General features: G+C 58.2%; 15 protein-coding genes. 6 read left to right on the top strand and 9 right to left on the bottom strand.

Annotation, left to right across the window (positions count from 1 at the left end; all coding sequences use genetic code 11):
• Positions 1-45: 45 nt before the first annotated feature.
• Both BW978_RS18290 and BW978_RS18285 read left to right on the top strand, forming a co-directional pair.
• Complete coding sequence (locus BW978_RS18290) at positions 46-768, top strand: response regulator transcription factor (RefSeq protein WP_076397258.1); 723 nt, start codon at positions 46-48, stop codon at positions 766-768.
• 64 nt (positions 769-832) lie between these two features.
• Positions 833-2,158, top strand: coding sequence for an ATP-binding protein (locus BW978_RS18285; RefSeq protein WP_076397257.1), 1,326 nt, complete (start codon positions 833-835; stop codon positions 2,156-2,158).
• A gap of 97 nt (positions 2,159-2,255) precedes the next feature.
• Here the strand turns inward: BW978_RS18285 and BW978_RS18280 are convergent, their stop codons facing one another.
• A complete protein-coding gene (locus tag BW978_RS18280; RefSeq protein WP_076397403.1) occupies positions 2,256-3,170 on the bottom strand; it encodes an NAD(P)/FAD-dependent oxidoreductase in 915 nt (304 codons plus the stop codon).
• Positions 3,171-3,312: 142 nt separating this feature from the next.
• Positions 3,313-4,242 (bottom strand): hypothetical protein, encoded by a 930-nt coding sequence (locus BW978_RS18275; protein WP_076397256.1) that lies wholly within the window; start codon positions 4,240-4,242, stop codon positions 3,313-3,315.
• A 430-nt stretch (positions 4,243-4,672) separates the two neighbouring features.
• Between BW978_RS18275 and BW978_RS18270 the strand changes: the two genes are divergently transcribed.
• The gene (locus BW978_RS18270) at positions 4,673-5,290 is read left to right on the top strand and encodes a methyltransferase family protein (protein WP_076397255.1); all 618 of its coding nucleotides are present in this window, start codon (positions 4,673-4,675) and stop codon (positions 5,288-5,290) included.
• A 152-nt stretch (positions 5,291-5,442) separates the two neighbouring features.
• Here the strand turns inward: BW978_RS18270 and BW978_RS18265 are convergent, their stop codons facing one another.
• Positions 5,443-6,339, bottom strand: a complete 897-nt coding sequence (locus tag BW978_RS18265; RefSeq protein ID WP_076397254.1) for a DMT family transporter — start codon at positions 6,337-6,339, stop codon at positions 5,443-5,445.
• 153 nt (positions 6,340-6,492) lie between these two features.
• On the opposite strand from BW978_RS18265, the gene BW978_RS18260 reads away from it, so the two are divergent.
• Entirely contained in the window at positions 6,493-7,380 is an 888-nt protein-coding gene (locus BW978_RS18260; RefSeq protein ID WP_076397253.1) for a LysR family transcriptional regulator, read from the top strand.
• A 207-nt stretch (positions 7,381-7,587) separates the two neighbouring features.
• Here the strand turns inward: BW978_RS18260 and BW978_RS18255 are convergent, their stop codons facing one another.
• The 5 genes from BW978_RS18255 to BW978_RS18235 all read right to left on the bottom strand — a co-directional run bounded on the left by BW978_RS18255 (position 7,588) and on the right by BW978_RS18235 (position 13,679).
• Positions 7,588-8,448, bottom strand: a complete 861-nt coding sequence (locus BW978_RS18255; RefSeq protein WP_076397252.1) for a MipA/OmpV family protein — start codon at positions 8,446-8,448, stop codon at positions 7,588-7,590.
• A 226-nt stretch (positions 8,449-8,674) separates the two neighbouring features.
• A complete protein-coding gene (locus BW978_RS18250; RefSeq protein ID WP_244552002.1) occupies positions 8,675-10,615 on the bottom strand; it encodes an acid phosphatase in 1,941 nt (646 codons plus the stop codon).
• Positions 10,616-10,944: 329 nt separating this feature from the next.
• The gene (locus BW978_RS18245; protein ID WP_244552001.1) at positions 10,945-11,895 is read right to left on the bottom strand and encodes an MBL fold metallo-hydrolase; all 951 of its coding nucleotides are present in this window, start codon (positions 11,893-11,895) and stop codon (positions 10,945-10,947) included.
• 200 nt (positions 11,896-12,095) lie between these two features.
• Complete coding sequence (locus BW978_RS18240) at positions 12,096-13,010, bottom strand: LysR family transcriptional regulator (RefSeq protein ID WP_076397250.1); 915 nt, start codon at positions 13,008-13,010, stop codon at positions 12,096-12,098.
• A 12-nt stretch (positions 13,011-13,022) separates the two neighbouring features.
• On the bottom strand, positions 13,023-13,679 hold the full coding sequence (locus tag BW978_RS18235) for a TetR/AcrR family transcriptional regulator (protein ID WP_076397249.1): 657 nt from the start codon (positions 13,677-13,679) through the stop codon (positions 13,023-13,025).
• A gap of 72 nt (positions 13,680-13,751) precedes the next feature.
• On the opposite strand from BW978_RS18235, the gene BW978_RS18230 reads away from it, so the two are divergent.
• Positions 13,752-14,483 (top strand): SDR family oxidoreductase, encoded by a 732-nt coding sequence (locus BW978_RS18230; protein WP_076397248.1) that lies wholly within the window; start codon positions 13,752-13,754, stop codon positions 14,481-14,483.
• A 240-nt stretch (positions 14,484-14,723) separates the two neighbouring features.
• Positions 14,724-15,620 carry a helix-turn-helix domain-containing protein gene (locus BW978_RS18225; RefSeq protein WP_244552008.1) on the top strand — a complete coding sequence of 299 codons (897 nt, stop codon included), beginning with the start codon at positions 14,724-14,726 and terminating at the stop codon, positions 15,618-15,620.
• 43 nt (positions 15,621-15,663) lie between these two features.
• Here the strand turns inward: BW978_RS18225 and BW978_RS18220 are convergent, their stop codons facing one another.
• Entirely contained in the window at positions 15,664-16,626 is a 963-nt protein-coding gene (locus tag BW978_RS18220) for a hypothetical protein (protein ID WP_076397247.1), read from the bottom strand.
• Between the last annotated feature and the right edge of the window lie 62 nt (positions 16,627-16,688).

Below are 16,688 nucleotides of genomic sequence, written 5' to 3'. Positions count from 1 at the left end.
CGCGCCCCGAATGCATGCTCTAGGCAAGGGCAAGAGGGACTAAACATGCAGCCATCAGCGGCAAATGTTCAGGTATTGATCGTGGAAGACGATCCCGACATCGGCAAACTCCTGGCAATGACGATGCGGGAGAATGGCATGACCCCGACGATCGCGGAGGACGGTCATGTCATGCAGTCGCTTCTACGAAACAATACATTTGACCTCATCATTCTTGACGTGATGTTACCCGGCGAGGATGGGCTGACGCTCTGCCGAAAAATCCGTGCCGAGAAGACGATACCGATCATTCTAGTGACTGCGTTGGGCGAAGAGGTCGACAGGATTGTCGGGCTCGAAGTGGGCGCCGACGACTATGTCACCAAACCATTCAGTCCAAGAGAAGTCGTCGCACGGGTGCGCAGCCTTCTCAGACGCGTCTCCTATGGTCTCGTGTCGACAACCGGACAGCGCAGGTTGCGCTTTGATGGCTGGCAGATCGATCCAATGCGTCGCCAACTCCATGATCCCACAAATGCCCGCGTCGCACTAACGACCACGGAGTTTGATTTGCTTCTGGCTTTCTGCCGGAATCCGGGTCGAGTGATCACCCGCGAGGAGTTGTTGTCCTTGACCCATGCTGGTCTTGCCGGACCGATCGAGCGCAGCATCGATGTCCATATCAGCCGTCTGCGCCAGAAGATCGAGGTCGACCCCCGCGAGCCATTGTTGTTGCAGACCGTTCGGTTGGTAGGCTACACGTTCACGGCCTCGGTCGAAGAACTATGAGCCGCGGAAAAGGAAATAGCGGTGTCTTGGGTCCGGCGCGACGTCAACGCGCGATGGAGGCCTCATGAAGCTGCCTTTCTTGGTCACGCCGAAGACGATCTTTGCGCAGATTGTTGTAATCGTGGTGCTGGCACTGCTGATCGTTGTGACCGCCGGGCCGATTGTTGAACGCTGGCTTCGGAACGATTACGAAACACCAGATATCGAGCAGCTCGCGGATCGGCTGCATTCCTTCGCTATTGTCTTGAGAAGCGCCACGCCAGACGAGCGCGAGACTATCATCGCCGCTACTCGGCGTTCAGGCTGGGATGTCACAATCGAGCCGCTCTCTCTGAGGGCCCAATTTGCGTTTTCCTCGCCCAAGGAGCACCTTTCCGACAGGATCATCGAATGGCTTTTCCCTCCCGACGATTGGATTGTTCCTCTTGACGGTTGGCGCACCTTTCTCGGAGACAGGCGGATCGTCGCCACGCAGATCGATGATGCCACGATGCTGGTCTCGACCGTTGCGACAAACGACATTTTGTTTATCAGCGATTTTATCGGTCAGGGAACTTACTATGTCGTGGCAATTCTGACGCTGGTCTTCCTCTTCTGCTCGTTCGCCATCTGGTCCATCATGCTACCGCTTCGGCGTATCTCTCATGCCGCAATAAACGCCGACCTCAACAACGAGGCCCCCATTTTCGAGGAGCGTGGTAGCCGCGAGATCGTCGTAGTGGCGAGAGCTCTGAACAGCATGCGCAACCGCATTTCCATGATGATTGAATCGCGCACCAGAATGCTGCGGGGCATCAGCCATGATCTGCGAACCCCTCTCACGCGCATTCGGATGCGGGCTGAAAGGCTTGGCGATGGAAGTGCCCGCGATGCGATGCTGTCGGACATCAGCCGTCTCGATCGGCTGCTGACAGAAAGTCTCGACTATCTGCGTGACAGTCATCGCAGGGAGGCGATCGAGCGCACGGATTTGGGTAGTTTGGTGCAGACAGTGTGCACAGAATTCGCCGATGTCGGCTTCAATGTCGAATATCGAGGGCCGAACCGGCTGATTGTCCATTGCCCCCCACTTGCCATGGCACGAGCAATCACAAACCTTTGTGACAACGCCACCAAATTTGGCCAGTCGGTTCTGGTCGAACTGCGCCAAAGTAGCAATGGCGTGACGATCGACTTATCGGACGACGGTCCGGGCGTTTCGGCGGCAGACAAGCAAAGGATACTGGAGCCCTTCTTCAAGGCCGATGCGGCTAGAACTGGACCCAATGACGGTTTTGGGCTTGGTTTGTCGATCGTGGCCGAGATCGTTCAGGCCTATGGAGGTCGACTTCATCTCATTGATCGCATGCCCCACGGCCTCTGCGTCCGTCTCGAGCTGCCGTTCACGTGAGAGGCGCGGGGGCGTGGCACATTGTCTTCGCTTTAGCCGATACTCTTTTCCATGATGTCGCCCAACCCTAAGGCTTAGGATCTCGCTGCTCCATCGTTCACGCAAACTCTGTCGCGTTCGTTTCGAAGACCAGCGAGTGGTGGATCGCCATCGCCGCTGTCATGCCGTCTGCGCAGGCCAGGGTCATGTTTGCTGTTTTTCTGCAGATGTCTCCCGCAGCATAGACATGGCGAATGCTAGTCATGTGCTGACCGTTGACTGCGATGGTCTGCCCGAGCGGGCCGGTTTCGATCGCACATCCCAGTTCTTCAGCAATCGAGCTGTTGAGTTGATGGCACGCGGTAAGAAACAGCGTGTCGAGTGGTTGAACCTGGTTGTCTGCAAGATAGATCCGCGCCAGATTGCATCCATCACCGGCTAGGCGTCTGACCGGCGCCGCCTCAATACGGATCTTGCGTCGCTCAAGGGCCTCTCTCATCGACGCGTCGCATCCGCTGCCATCGAGATAGAGGGTCGTCGGGCACCATTCCGACAAGAGCATCGCTTGTTCAGGGGACCGTGGAGAGGCGTTCAAGACGCCAACTGGTTTCCGATCGTAATTGAAGCCATGAAAATCTGGGCATGGAAGGACTGATACACCCCACCGTTCTGCGAGACCCGGTATGTCTGGTAAGTTGTCGGAGACGCCGAATGCGAGAAGCAACCGTCTTCCGGCAATATGCTCGCCAGACCAATTCGTGACAACAAAATCCTCCTGCTGGGCCTGGACCTTGACGGCTGCTTCGGCAAGAAGCGTGACCGTCGGGTAAGTCGCGACCTCGTCCCACAGGGATTGCAGGACACTGTGTGGATTGTCATCGTCCCGCCTCCACATACCTGTCGGCTGGGCTGAAAAGCGATGGCGGGGATCGCCGAGATCCAGGACGCATACATGTCTGCGCGCCCGAGCCAGATATCGGGCTGCCGTCAGTCCGGCGAAACTGCCGCCGACGATTATCGTGTCATACTGCATGGAGAGCTCCATCGCTCGAGATCAATCGGAGTGTCATCCACCTCGCGGAGGGCAAGCGCTCCCGCTGCCTGTGAGGAGAAGAGCTTGAACGGTTGTTGGTGGCCATCTGTCGCGGGCTTTTTGCCCTGTGGTAGAGGACTTGTTATGCGGCTGGATCAGTCCCAGGCACCCGCGCCTCTGGTCCTGGAAGATAGATGATCGCGTTGTTTCCGCAGATTGCGCGATTGCGCCGATCGGCACCCCATCGGCGCTTGTAGGCTTCTTGCGAGCCTCCGGCTTCCAGAGCCTTCAGGATCACATCTGCCAGAGCGAAATAACTGACGATCCAGGCTACTGGGCCTTTGCCGAAACGCCGTTTCGTTCCCCACCGCTCCCCAGGTTCGACAAGCGTTTCCCATGGCCGAGGCTTTCCATGGAAGACAACAATCTTGGCCAGCTGCGGCCTCCGGACCTTTGGGAGCAGGAGGTTGAGCGGAAAGAGCCTGACGCAGCTTCTCTTGAAACTGACACAGAAACCAGCCGGCCAATAACTCCGATCGCTGACCTTTTCAGTCAGGTACGTCTGGTCGTTTCTGAATCTGCTCGACATGGTCTCGGCATTCGCCTGAACCTGTTCATAGATCGGGCCAACCTTGGATGGACAAAAGCCAAAGACGGAGGATTGGCCGCCCCGATCGGGCCGGAGCCATTGCGGGAGAAGGCTCCAAAGCATGGGATTCCACTCTCTTTGCAAAACAAGGTGCTGACGCGCACGGACCACGGCAATGAATGGCGCAAGGGGGCGCAGAACCATGATGTCGAGATCAAGAAACAGGACGACATCCTCACGTGGAAAAAGGTGAGGACCAAAAACTGCGAGCTTGGGAAAACACCCCCGGCGCCAGGCTTCTTCGGGAAGCCCGAGATCCGGGATGGACAATGCCAAGATGCCTTTTGCAAGGTCGCGGTCATCATCCGTCAGGCAGACAAACGTGAAGGGTTCCTCCATGTTTCGCAGCACGCTGGCGTATAGCGTGTTGACGTGGTGGGCGGTGAATTCTTTTCCCCATTTCATGCAAATGATCGCGACCATGATACGGCTCCTTTTGAACTGTTTCAGTTCATAGGCTCGGCAGGGCTGCGACGGCGTTGTGACTTGTGACGAAGTGTTGCGGCTTGTTGCTAAGGCTTCAGTCGGCCGGCCCTCGGTAACCGAAGTCCGCATGCGACTTCATCTGTCAGGACTTCTTCAACGGGCCGGCGCGAAGGCGCTTGAGGTTGGGGACACGGCTCGTGCACTGTGTCAGGTTGATAGTGTCCGCTCCGGTTGGCCAGCGCATTTTCCGATCACGTCACCTAGGAGCGGAACACGTCTGCTCAACCCCGCGCAGCCGCAATGTCGCTCAGCACGGTAAGCCGGTCATCTTTCTCAGCATGACGTAACATGAGGCAACATATCGTCACGCCCAACCGCCGATGGACATGAGAGGTGAGCATTCCCTTACCATTCTCTAGGTCTCGCCATGAACGATGTCCAACCTCCCTTCCTTCAGCACTATCGCATCAATGCTCTCCGGGTCGCAGCCGCCATGGGGTTCGGTGCCATGGCAGTTACCGCAGCGCCTCCGCCCTTGCCGGTCTTGAGCCCATTCTTCGAGATGTGGGGCATTACCGCCATCTTCGTCGCGATAGCGGGCAGGGCCTGGGTGCTGCTTTACATCGGAGGGCGGAAGAATTCAGAGCTTGTCACCTATGGTCCGTACTCGATTACCCGCAATCCCCTTTACGTCTTCAGTCTGACAGGTATCACCGGCGTTGGCCTCCTAACCGGCAGCCTGATCTCGATGTCAGCCTTCGTCCTTTGCGCCTATCTCGCCTTTGAGATGGCAATACGCGGCGAAGAAACTTATCTCTCCAGCCGTTACGGTCACCGCTTCCATGCATACAGACAGGCCGTCCCGCGATTTTGGCCAGATTTTTCTCTTTGGCGTGAGAGCGATACTCTGCCGCTAAGCTCTGGACCGGCATTGGCAAGCTTGAGAGATGGGGTCGTCTTCATCCTGGCTTGGATCGGGATCGAATTGCTGAAGGTTGGGCAGGAAACCGGTCTTTTGCCGGTGGTCGTAACCTTGCCGTTTTGAGGGCACGCGCTCTTGCACCAAAATGCCGTGCGCAACTGGTTTTACGGCTGGCCGTGGGGCATTGAAGAAGTTTGGCCTTTGAATTGACCGGATTGTGCGGCACATGACGCTCGTCCTGCGGCGAGTGTGAAGGCGTGTCCCTCGGTCATTCCTCAGTCCCGGGACGTCATCCATACGCCAACCAATGTCACTGCCAGCCCGGCGACCATCGTCAAGGTCAAAGGCTCGGAAAAGAGCATCCAGGCCCATAGCATGGTGACAGGCGGGCTGAGGTAGATCGCGGCACTGACCTTGGCGGCGGGAAAGAGCCGCAGACTGGTATAGTAGACCGCATAGGCGAGGTAGGTCGCGATCAACACCAACCAGGCCATTCCGATGGCGAATTCTGAGCTGATCGGAGGGACAAGACTGCCTTGTGTCCAAGCGCAAAGGCCAAAGAGCACGGAACCCGTCAGCATGTGTATGCAAAGGCTCTGGTGGACGGGCATATGCGGTGTCTTGCGTCTTCTGTAGAGAACGGAGGCGCCTGCGAAGATGATCATGGACGCGATCGTCAGCCCATAAGCCCAAGCCGGGGCGGTTCCGAAGCTCAGACTGTCCAAGGACACGATCAACACGCCGGTAACTGCAATCGCCGTGCCCTGCCATTGCCGCGCGGTCAGCCGTTCGCCGAGTACCGGGTGTGAAAGGGCGGCAATGGCGAGCGGAAGAAGGTCGGCAATAAGGGCCACCAACCCGGTTGACACCTTCTGCTCGATGGCAAGCGCGAAGCCTCCAAGGTAAAGGAAGACCGACATGATGCCGAAAAGCGCCTGACCTTTCAGCGCATTGCGTGAGATCCTCGGCCCGATAGCCAGGGCGAAAGGCAGAAGGATCATTCCTGAAATCAATGTGCGCCAGAAGAGCAGTAGAATGACGCTCGCCTCCTGACTGGCATAGCGGATGCCGACAAATCCAGAGCTCCATCCGATGATCAAAAGCGTGGCAAGCACTGGCCATAACATTGGGTGGTGTCGCGCGGTCGTGTCGCTTTTGGCGGGATTTGTCATGGTGCCTCGATCAGGTGAACTGCCATCATCGCTAGAGGCAAGGCGGCATGGAAGCTCATGACAAATATCGATGGCTGCATGACAATCTCCTGACTGATGTCATGATCCCTATCGCCTGTGTTATTGAGACGGGGCAGCCAGATGGATGGGACAATGATCGAGTTGAACAGTCGCCGCCTCGAAATCGATGCACTGAGGGCCTTGTGCGCAATCAAGCACCATGGAGGTGTCACCAAGGCAGCGTCTGTCTTGGGGCTTTCGCAATCCGCGGTCAGCCATAAGATCCGGCGCCTGGAGCTGAGCCTTGACTGTGAGTTGCTGGGCCGCAAGGCGGGCGCTTCCATGTTCACCCCCGCTGGCCAGGAACTCCTGGACTATGCTGGCCGAATCCTTGCACTTCACGATGAGGCGTTGCTGAGCCTGTCAAAGACGCCGCTCGCCGGAAGACTTCTGCTCGGTCTGACCGAAGACACGGCCTGTAGCGACCTTGCGCGCATCCTTGGCCGTTTCGGGCGCCTCCACCCGAACGTCTCCGTCCGGACAAAGGTGCATATGAGTATGAACCTCCGCGGCATGCTGGAACGCGGTGAGTTGGACGCCGCCATGGTGCAGATCTTCGACCATGAAGTTCGACCATCAGACGTCATCCTTTACAAGGAGACCCTTCACTGGGTGAAACATCCGGAGCTGACGATCCAGTCGGATGCACCGGTTCCCTTTCTCTCGTTCCATGGCGAGTGCTTCTACCGACAATGGGCATTGGACATCGGCCGCGATGAGGCGCTTCTCGAAACGGTATTCGAATGTTCAAGCGCTGCAGGCATCGTGTCCGCCGTCAACGCTGGATTGGGGGTGGCATTGCTGAGCGCCCGTCATGTCCATGGCAACATGCAGCTTGTGACCGATCGGCTACCTGCGCCGCCATCGCTGGCCTATGTTATTCGCCGGGCACGCAGGTCGCGAAATTCGGCTCTCGACGGACTCATTGTCGAGATCAGGAGGGAAATCGATCGGCAGGGTGGCTTGGCCCTGACTGGCTGACCTGAGCAGGCTTCGAAGGTGGAGCCGTGCCGCCTGCGACCTTAGCCCGTGCCGCGAGACGCGCCGTTCGGTCCGGCCATCGGGTAAATAGATGCCGACCTCAGTATCGGTTCGCCGCAGACGGCCGTCCCCCAATGAAGGGCGATGGCTGTCGCAAGGAATTGAAGCCGGGCAGGCAACCCGGCTCCTGTTTAGAGTTGGGCGGACTTAGAACTTGTAGCCCACAAAGAGCGACACCGATGGCTGCACCTTTTCCTCAACGATTGGACTATCAGCTGCGTCACCTGTCAGAAATCCGACGCCGGCTTCCCCTTTCACCAGCCAATTCTCGGTCAAGAGATACGTCGCGGAGGCCGATACATCGACACGCTTAAGACCGGCTTTCGCTTCATACTCCGCAAGTCCCGATTTCGCTGACTGATCCGCGTTGACGCCGAAATAGGCTGCCATGTGCTTGTCGTTTGCGATAACCGCCTCGACGCCGGCACCGAGGATCAGACGTTCGGTGACAGGAGCCTTGTATTCGGCGCCGATCGTGCCGATCAGGCTTTCGCTTCCGTCTATCGTCTGGTCGATGGTTCCATAGAGTTCGAGGCCGTTCCACGAATATGACGCCTTGCCTCCGACGGTTGCGGCGAAGTCGATTTCTCCCAGTCCGCGGAGACGGTCGCCATCATCCTCGTCGCGGCCGCTTTCGTAGCCGACCCGTCCGGCAAGCTCGAACCCTTCGTGTTCGAATGCGGTGATGGTAACCCCTGTGGGGTCGATCTCAAGCCACTCGCCATAGGTGAACAAGAATACTGGCAAAGGGCTCGGCTTGAAATCCTTGCCTCCCTCGTATTCCGGTTCAAAGCTGCCTCCGGCGCCGATGATCAGGCTCCAGTTTCTGTCCGTCCCACCGTCGAAACGCTCCGCATCGAAGGGTGGTTCTGGGGCCGCTTCTGCTGAGACATCGTCTGCGGCACGCGTGATCGAGCCAGTGCCGACAACGGCTAGAATGACCCCCAGCATGCCTGGAACGAGGACGTTTGAACGAGAACGTCGATTGATTTTTTTCAGATAAGACATGAGTGCTCCGGTGGATTGGCACGGGGGGTCGCCGGCAGTCGCCTTTGGACCGTGCATACACCGACTCCATCCCACGAACGGCTCGTGGCGGGCATGTCGTTATGTTACGGTTTGTTTCGGTGGAACCTCCTCACAGTCGATCCCTCTGGTTCGACGCATTTACATTTAGGTACTCTACAATGTGAGGAATAAGGGCCACTTTAGTGTGGCCCTTATTCTCTCTTGCTCAGTTGGGCACGAAAACAACGACGGTGTTCTCGTCGTAGCTGACCTGGGCAATTTGCCCATCAAGTGTGACCGAGTCGAACTTCCCAGCAATTGCGCCGGCCCGGATAACGGTGATGGCTGAACCCTTTGCCGATGTGGCCGCCGAATCCAGAGCAACCTCAAGTCGCCCGCCAGCGAGCGAAATCGCCCCCGTGGCGTCGAGGCCACTGCTTTCAGCGTTGCTCCATGTGACGGCCAGCGTCCCACCGCTTTCCTGACTGAACCTGGCGCCGAGTTTGAGGCCTTCGGGTCCGACCGCGAGCACGCCGTCAGCCAGATAAACGTCACCGGTACCCAGAGCGGATGACGAGGCGGCAACCAAGGTTCCGACCTCGATGATCGTGCCGCCTGAAAACGTGTTCTTTCCGGCAAGGGCGAGCGTTCCCGTACCGGCCTTCGTCAACCGGCCTTCACCGGAGATGTCGTTACGCCATGTGTCCAGTTCGTGGAAACCACCCTGGCTGTGGTCCATGGTCACGGTGACATCGCCGTCGAATGCACCGAACCCATCGGCAGCTCGGAAGTAGTCCAGTCGTCCATAACCTTCTGCGTCGTTCATGACGGGATAGCCCGAAGGGAGTGCGGTCGTCTTGAGGACGACACGCCTTTGTTCGGCCGACAGATATGGCAATCTCGTTTCAAGGACCACCTCGGCCCCTTTCGGAACGACAGCGGGCTTGTCGGTCATACCGACCCGATTGAAGCCGTAGGTAAGGCGCGGAGTTATGTAGGCGGCATTGGACAACCAGTCGGCGAAGCGGTCCTCCTCGGCAGAGCTCGCATGGCCCAGGCGAACCAAATCGAGCGGGTTCTCCGCCCCGGTCTTGCTCATGAGCCAGGAGCGTGACTGATCGCGGGCGGTCTGCTTCAACTCGGCATTTTCAGGTCGGTTAAGGTTGTAGACCACGGCTGCCGTGCCGAGCATCCGGCCACTAATGACGTCGAGGGGCGAATGCATGCCCGCAATTATGCGACTGTCACCGAGTTCGACTGCGCGCGTGACCATTTCCTGAAAACGTTCCGGGACCAGATAAGCCATCGTCAGCCCATCTCGCCACGCCTCGGCAGTGTGGCCACTGGGATATCCACCATCCTTGGCAGGGGTGTCACTCTTTGCAGGCTCCAGTGTCGGCAGGACCGCTACATCGGTGCTCCAGCGCCAGGGGCGGGCGTATTTGAAGTAGCGTTTGGCCGGTTCCGTCGATGCATCAACCCCGACTGCGTCGAGGAGATCGACCGCCAGGCCGAGATCGGGATTGGCAGGCGTGCCCTTGTCAGCGTCCGCCTTGCTTCCGACACCACGATTGTTGCCCTCATCTTCATATTTTACGCTCGTGGCATCAGGGGCGACCTCCGTGATCGTGGTCACCTGTTTGGCGCCTTCGCGCCAAATGTCCGCAAATGGACCAAGGCCATCGACGAGCGAGGCGTTCTTGCCACGCCGATCGTCCAGATAGGCCTGAACCGCCTGCTCGGTCGTGCGTGCGCGCGTGGCTTCAACCACATAGGCGATGTTGTGGGCATGGACTGTCTGTTCGATGACTTTGCCATCAGTTGTACTGCCTGGAATGCCGTCCCACGGCGCCTTTGCGATCGCGGGGCAATTGCCTTCGGCGGGAGCTTCGACATCGGCATCAACGAAGGGGGTAACTGGGGTCCAGATATCAAGAAAACCGGAGAGGAGCCGAACCGCGGCATTCGTCTCCAGCGTCGCCATGCATGCCTTGCCACGCTGGTTCGTTGCTCCCGTATCGGCATAGGCGGGGACAGCGTTCAAAGCCGGTGCGGTATCGGTCCGGCCCAATCCGGAAGGCGGGGCCGGCAGATCGGCCGCACTTGCATGTGTCGTGAGGGCGCCCAGCAGGGCGGTCGACAGTATGAGTGTCTTAAATAAGGTCACGTCAATCTTTCCTAAGCTGACTGGAATGCGGGCCCGACTTACGGATGCTCTGTGACGCCTGTGTTACGACCGGGTCACATCGTCGGAGGTTTCAAGGTGCCGCCTGGCAGTCGAGTGCTACAGCTTCCCCGGCTCCGTCATCGGCATCCCGACGACAGAATTGTCTCCGTCCCGATCAATCGGCCGAGCGCAAATGTCACGCATTTGGGCGAGAGGACGCCGTGTTACGAACACTAAGCCAAGTCAGTGCAAGGCCGCAGAGAGACGTCAGCCCCTCTGCGGTCAAACAGGTGAGGGCGCGTGCCCGAGCTGTTTGCGTCGTCAGGCTCTTACCTGACCATCCCAGCTTCACCATCGGAATAGTTCACCGGCATCCAGTCGAAGTGTTCGCCTTCTTTGAGGACATTGCCGATCCCCGGAAAGGCGATGTGCGCGCCGGCGACGAGATAGCCATCCGCGATGGCTTCGGCGAAGGCTTCGCGCCGGGATCGCACCGCCCCCGAACGATCCACGTCGAACTCGATGGTCACCTCAGGCTGCTCGAACTGAACGATATCGCCATGGGTGATATCGCCCCAGAACACCAGTTTCTTGCCGCCGCTTTCAACCACGATCGAACTGTGGCCCGGAGTATGGCCAGGGCGTAGGATCGATTGGAAACCCGAAATCACCTCATCATCATCCTGGAACACTTCAACTCGACCCCGCTCTAGATACGGCCGAAGGCACTCCTCTGCCTCCTGGAACAGCTGCTGGTTCAAGCCTTCCGGTCGCGCCTCGGCCGGGGTCTTCAGCCAAAATTCAAGTTCACGCGCGGGAACATGCAGGGTCGCGTTCTCAAAGACGAGCTTCCCGTCCCGAACCAGACCACCGGAATGATCCGTGTGGACATGGGTCAGAATAACATGATCGATCTGAGAGGCCTTGTAGCCCGACGCTTCCAGGTTGGCGAACAGATGCCCGGCTTCCGCGCCTAAGTAGCTCCCACTTCCAGCATCAATGAGGATGAGACGCTCGCCGTCATTGACGAGGAAGGCGTTGACCGATGTGTCAGTCGGAATGTCACGGTAAGCTGCGCGCAGCAGTTGAGCGGCTTGCTCTGCGGTCACGTCACGATACATTTCCGGAAGAGGGAGCGGCAGTGTGCCATCCGAGAGAGCCGTGATTTCCAGATCGCCCAGAGCCATTCTGTAGAAACCGGGCGACTGAAAGTGTTGCTTGGGGGCAGCCGCGAAAGTGAGGGAAGGGGCTCCCGAAATGGCCGCGACTGTGGCCAGCATGGACGCCCCCTTGAGGACGTTTCGTCGTGTTACGCTATTCATGATAAATCCTTCATCCATTGTCACCGAGCAGCGCCAGTTCGATGCGCGCGGCGATTACGGGATGAAAGTAAGTGGTGGTCGTTCGAGCGATTAGGCGCCGAACCCTGATCGCGCTGTCAGCGATTCGATTACAATGAGGAAGGGTGCAGAGACGCCGCTCAGCTAAGCCGCAGCACGTTTTCGAGGTTCTCGCTCAGGTAGTCGATGAAGGATCTCACCTTGAGAGGCTGGACGCGTCCACCGGCCCTGACGGCATACAATGTGGCGCTGGGTCCGGACCATTCAGGGAGAATTCGGACGACGTCGCCGGCCTCCGCAGCGTTGTGGACGAGGTGCGGATTGGTCAGCTGAATGCCCTGTCCCCGGATCAGAAATTCGAACAGGGCCTCCGGGTCTGTTGCGACAACCGCCGGGTTGATCGGGAAATCCATGACCTCGCTCTGTCTTGTCAGAGGCCATGAGTGCTGAGGCCTGCCATAAAACAACTGCGTCACCAGACAGGCATGGTCTTTCAGCTGCGACGGATGTTCAGGGACTCCGTGCTGTTGAAGGTATTGCCTCGAAGCGTAAAGGCCCGTCTGAATGTCGGCCAGGCGACGGGCGGCGAGGTTGGAATCGGGCATGGGGCCGTTCCACAGGCGGCAGGCGACATCGATATCCTCGTGCACGATATTCTTGACGTCATGGTCGAGCAACAGTTGCAGCTTGACCTCCGGATAGGCCTCTCGAAACCCGACCATAAGCGGGGCGAGAGCCTTGGTGACCAGCCAATGCGGCGCCGTCACCCTCAACCACCCAGAGGGTTTGCCATGCACCTGCTCGACCGCACTCTCCGCGTCACCGATAAGGCGAGCAAGATCACGACATCGCTCGAAATAGATCGATCCCGCCTCCGTCAACCGTATGTTCCGCGTGGTCCGGTGGAGCAGCTTCACGCCCAGTCGCTCCTCCAGATCCTGGACCTTCTTGCTGATCCGCGCCTTGGATGTTCTCAGGCTCTCTGCCGCGGCGGTGAAGCTACCCCGCTCCACAACCTCGACAAAGGCTAACGTGTCGCTCATGTCTCGCAGCATTGGCAGGCTCCCTCAAGCGGCTTGGGTGGGCGGAAACACCTCACCGCCTGCCATGGCGAGATAGGCGAGACACATGCGCCTCAACTCATCACGAATGGCATTTTGTTCCGATGGAGGCAGGTTGCGTTCGAAGACGTTTCTGACGGTTCCGAAGATGACGGAAAGAAGCGTGACATTGACGAGACTGATATCGTTGTAGCGAGCATTTGGGGCGCTTAACAGCATCGCCTTGGTCGCGGCATCCATGCGCTTGGCGAAAGCATCAATCAACGCCTCATTGTCCAATTCGACCGCAGAGCTATAGAGCGCGCGCGTGACATCGCTGCGCTCCGTCTTTGCTTCCCAGTAGGCGGTGATGAGCGCCTCGACCATCTCGCCGGTTGGTCGGCCATGTTGTGTGCAGCAAGTCATTTCCACGCGTTCCGCCAATCTGTCCAGATAGCGTTCGTTGAGTGCGTATAGCAGGGACTGCTTGTGTGGAAAGTATTGGTACATTGTGCCGACCGAGACCCCTGCACGCTCTGCCACACGCGTGGTGGTCAGCCGATGCGTTCCCTCGGCGATCAAAACCTGAATAGTCGCTTCGAAAATGGCATCGATCGTAGAGGTCGAGCGGGCCTGACGCGGCTGTTTGCGGGCTTTCAGGTGGCGAGGGGGTGACACATCCATATGCGAATCCAAAAGCCGAACTATCCTTCATATATTTAGCCTCGCATGTTTTCCAAATGCAAAGGTGAATTGATGACTGACACAAAGAAAATCGCGCTCGTTACAGGAGCAAACAAAGGCATCGGACTGGAGATTACAAGACAGCTGGCGGAGGCGGGCGTCACGGTGCTGATGGGCGCCCGCGACGTCGCACGCGGTGAGGCGGCAGCGCGTGAACTGTCTGAGGCCGGATTGGCTGTAGAGGCCATTGAGGTCGATCTCAACAGAGAAGAGACGATCCCAGCTGCTGCCAAAGCGATCTTGGCCCGGTATGGCAGGCTCGACATCCTTGTCAACAATGCCGGCATTGTCGACGCTGAGGACGGGCCGCCGTCTGTAGCAACGGTTGATGCGGCAAGACGGCTGATGGAGACCAATTTTCTCGGCACCCTGGCGGTTACCCAGGCGATGTTGCCGCTCTTGATCAAGTCGAGTGCCGGTCGCATTGTCAATTTGGCGACAACCTTGGGCTCGCTCAGCGTCAATGGTGATCCGTCCTCGCCGTATTATGAGGCACGGCTGATTGGCTATAACGCCTCAAAGGCAGCGTTGAACATGTTGACGGTGCAGCTGGCCGCCGAACTCAAAGGCACCTCAATCGTCGTGAATTCGGTGGCGCCGGGCTATGTCAAGACGGACCTGACGGGAGGCAACGGCTACATGACGCCCGCAGAGGGCGCACGTCTTCCCGTCCAATATGCGTTGCTCGGCGACGATGCGGTGTCCGGCCAGTTTGTCGCCCCCGAAGGCCCCGTCGCCTGGTAGGGAGGCGTCATTTGGGGCCGGCGAATGCCGGCCCTGTTCACCGTCACTGTGACGAGACCGGGAAACAACGCCGTCCATCACGCATTAAAGACGGGCACAATCGTCATCAGAAAGAGCAACCAGACCGGCAAGAGGGCCATGATCGACTTAAGTGCACCAGTTGTTTATCCGGCCCCCCGGCCGACTTCGCGGGGGGTTGATAAGAGTGGGTTGTCGGGCGACCATAAGCCGCTGGATGCTATGATCCCTGATCGCACATCATCGCGTGGGCTGGAACGTTTCATAGCGGGGCGAACCTTGTTGAGCGGAGACAGCCTGGCCTGGAGCGACCTCTTTGTTCAGGTCTACTCGCGCCACCAGAACCAGGAGCCGTTCTTGGTCCCGGTCGTCGCCGAACCTCTTGTGGTTTGGGTCATGTCGGGAGAGGCCATAGTCGAAGAGCGAGATCTCGGTGGGGAATGGCAGACAGCCCATGTGAAAGTCGGCGACTTCTTTTTGACCCGGACAGACCGACCCTACGAGATGCGGTGGCGCGCTCTTGGATCTGATCCGTTTCAGGTGATGCATCTTTACATTTCGATGCCACTCTTCGAACGGGTAGCAGTCGACATTCTTGGCAGCGCTTCTCCTCCGCGGCTGCGAGACGTCTCAGGAGGACAAGATCCGCGACTTGCTCACTTTCTGGCTTTGATCCACGAGGAGCTCAACGTACAGGACGGGGGGAGTCGCTTATATGTCGAAGGGCTTGCCCAAAGTCTCGCGGTTCACCTGATCCGGACCTATGCTTCGAATGACGACGAAGGAGACCGACAGACAGCTTTACCCGGATTCAAGCTGCGGCGAGCCCTGGCGCATCTCGAGGAACATCTGGCAGAGCCCTTCAACCTGGCTGAGCTGGCAGAGAAGGCCGGCATGAGTGCGTTTCATTTCAGTCGCCTGTTCAAGAAGGCAACGGGAATGTCACCGTCTCGCCATTTCATCCGTCAACGGATGGTCCGTGCGCAGCAGCTCTTGCAGGAAACGGATCTTAGCATCATCCGGGTTGGAATTGCTGTCGGATATTCAAGCCCGAGCCATTTCGCCCGGGTCTTCAGGCGTGAGACCGGGGTCTTGCCGAGCCGCTATCGCAGAACCTGAGGCGACGCCTGTTGGAGGTGGGGCATTGTGCAGCCTGTCGACCTCAGCATTCGGGCGGGATCAGAGCACTGATTTTCCGGTCCCATCGCCAGGCGGTATGGCCTTCCAAGCGGGTTCCACCCCACCATCGATTAATGCCGCGGGCCTTAACGAAGTCGAGTTCGCCAGAATTAATTTTGTGGCCGTCATCAGTCAATCGAAGCTGGCTCCCAACATACGCTTCCCAGCTATCGGCATCAGCATGGAAGTCGTCCGCTCCCAAGCGCCCCTTCAGACCCTCAATGATTGGCGAATCGCCAGTCGAAAGAGCAGTCATCAGGTCGATAATCTGCGGGAGATCGATGAGATGGCAGGGGTCTTTGGCAAAAGCGCGTGCAACCTCGGCAACGGTAGATCCCCCCGTGGCGACGGTCTCAAAAATCAGTCGCTCGCAGGTACCAAGTCCCGTATCGGCACTTGGCAGATCCTCGAGAAGCACATCCCTCGTCTGGTTCATGAGAGGAAAGAGAGCGAGATCCTGATGGCCGAGACGCAGCCAAGCCTGCGGTGTCGCGGCTGTGTAGGCCGCCCAGATAGCGGCAGCTGCGATCAGATGCCGCTCTTCGACTTGGATTGACGACGCAATGGCGTCGATTGATGTGTGGGCGTCCTGCTGACCCCATGGCGCAATAGACTGAAATACCAACAGATTTGAGGCATTGATGCCAGCGCGAAAGGCCTGGCTCAGTAGATAGATCATCAGGAGTTGGCTATTGGGGTCGGGGTCAATGTAAAGCTCCACACAATCAGCGCTTCTAAAACGTTCCAGCAGCCGATCCATCATCGGCTTGATGGACGGCAGCACCTCCTGGTCGTTGCAGTGGCTGTTGTTCGGGCGGGTGACCGGGGACCTGATGAAGCGCCCAGACACGGGGACTATTTCAGCGCTGATTGAGGCAATGGCCTGGTTCGCCTTCAGGTAACCGGCGGCAGCTTCGTTGCAGGTCAGGCGCAATCGATTTTGCATGTCTAAAGCTCAACCTTTGTCATGAGGTAGGGATCAGCTGACGATGTAAGCTGCATGACCTG

The sequence above is a fragment of the Rhizobium sp. RU33A genome (assembly GCF_900156055.1).
Lineage (GTDB): Bacteria > Pseudomonadota > Alphaproteobacteria > Rhizobiales > Rhizobiaceae > Allorhizobium.
This window is presented reverse-complemented; position numbering and strand designations above follow the sequence as displayed.

Coding starts and splice junctions, on each gene's coding strand:
- BW978_RS18240 (WP_076397250.1), bottom strand. CDS start 13,010: ATGCTGCGAGACATGAGCGACACGTTAGCCTTTGTCGAGGTTGTGGAG.
- BW978_RS18225 (WP_244552008.1), top strand. CDS start 14,724: ATGATCCCTGATCGCACATCATCGCGTGGGCTGGAACGTTTCATAGCG.
- BW978_RS18270 (WP_076397255.1), top strand. CDS start 4,673: ATGAACGATGTCCAACCTCCCTTCCTTCAGCACTATCGCATCAATGCT.
- BW978_RS18235 (WP_076397249.1), bottom strand. CDS start 13,679: ATGGATGTGTCACCCCCTCGCCACCTGAAAGCCCGCAAACAGCCGCGT.
- BW978_RS18255 (WP_076397252.1), bottom strand. CDS start 8,448: ATGTCTTATCTGAAAAAAATCAATCGACGTTCTCGTTCAAACGTCCTC.
- BW978_RS18265 (WP_076397254.1), bottom strand. CDS start 6,339: ATGACAAATCCCGCCAAAAGCGACACGACCGCGCGACACCACCCAATG.
- BW978_RS18220 (WP_076397247.1), bottom strand. CDS start 16,626: ATGCAAAATCGATTGCGCCTGACCTGCAACGAAGCTGCCGCCGGTTAC.
- BW978_RS18285 (WP_076397257.1), top strand. CDS start 833: ATGAAGCTGCCTTTCTTGGTCACGCCGAAGACGATCTTTGCGCAGATT.
- BW978_RS18230 (WP_076397248.1), top strand. CDS start 13,752: ATGACTGACACAAAGAAAATCGCGCTCGTTACAGGAGCAAACAAAGGC.
- BW978_RS18245 (WP_244552001.1), bottom strand. CDS start 11,895: ATGCTGGCCACAGTCGCGGCCATTTCGGGAGCCCCTTCCCTCACTTTC.
- BW978_RS18290 (WP_076397258.1), top strand. CDS start 46: ATGCAGCCATCAGCGGCAAATGTTCAGGTATTGATCGTGGAAGACGAT.
- BW978_RS18275 (WP_076397256.1), bottom strand. CDS start 4,242: ATGGTCGCGATCATTTGCATGAAATGGGGAAAAGAATTCACCGCCCAC.
- BW978_RS18280 (WP_076397403.1), bottom strand. CDS start 3,170: ATGCAGTATGACACGATAATCGTCGGCGGCAGTTTCGCCGGACTGACG.
- BW978_RS18260 (WP_076397253.1), top strand. CDS start 6,493: ATGATCGAGTTGAACAGTCGCCGCCTCGAAATCGATGCACTGAGGGCC.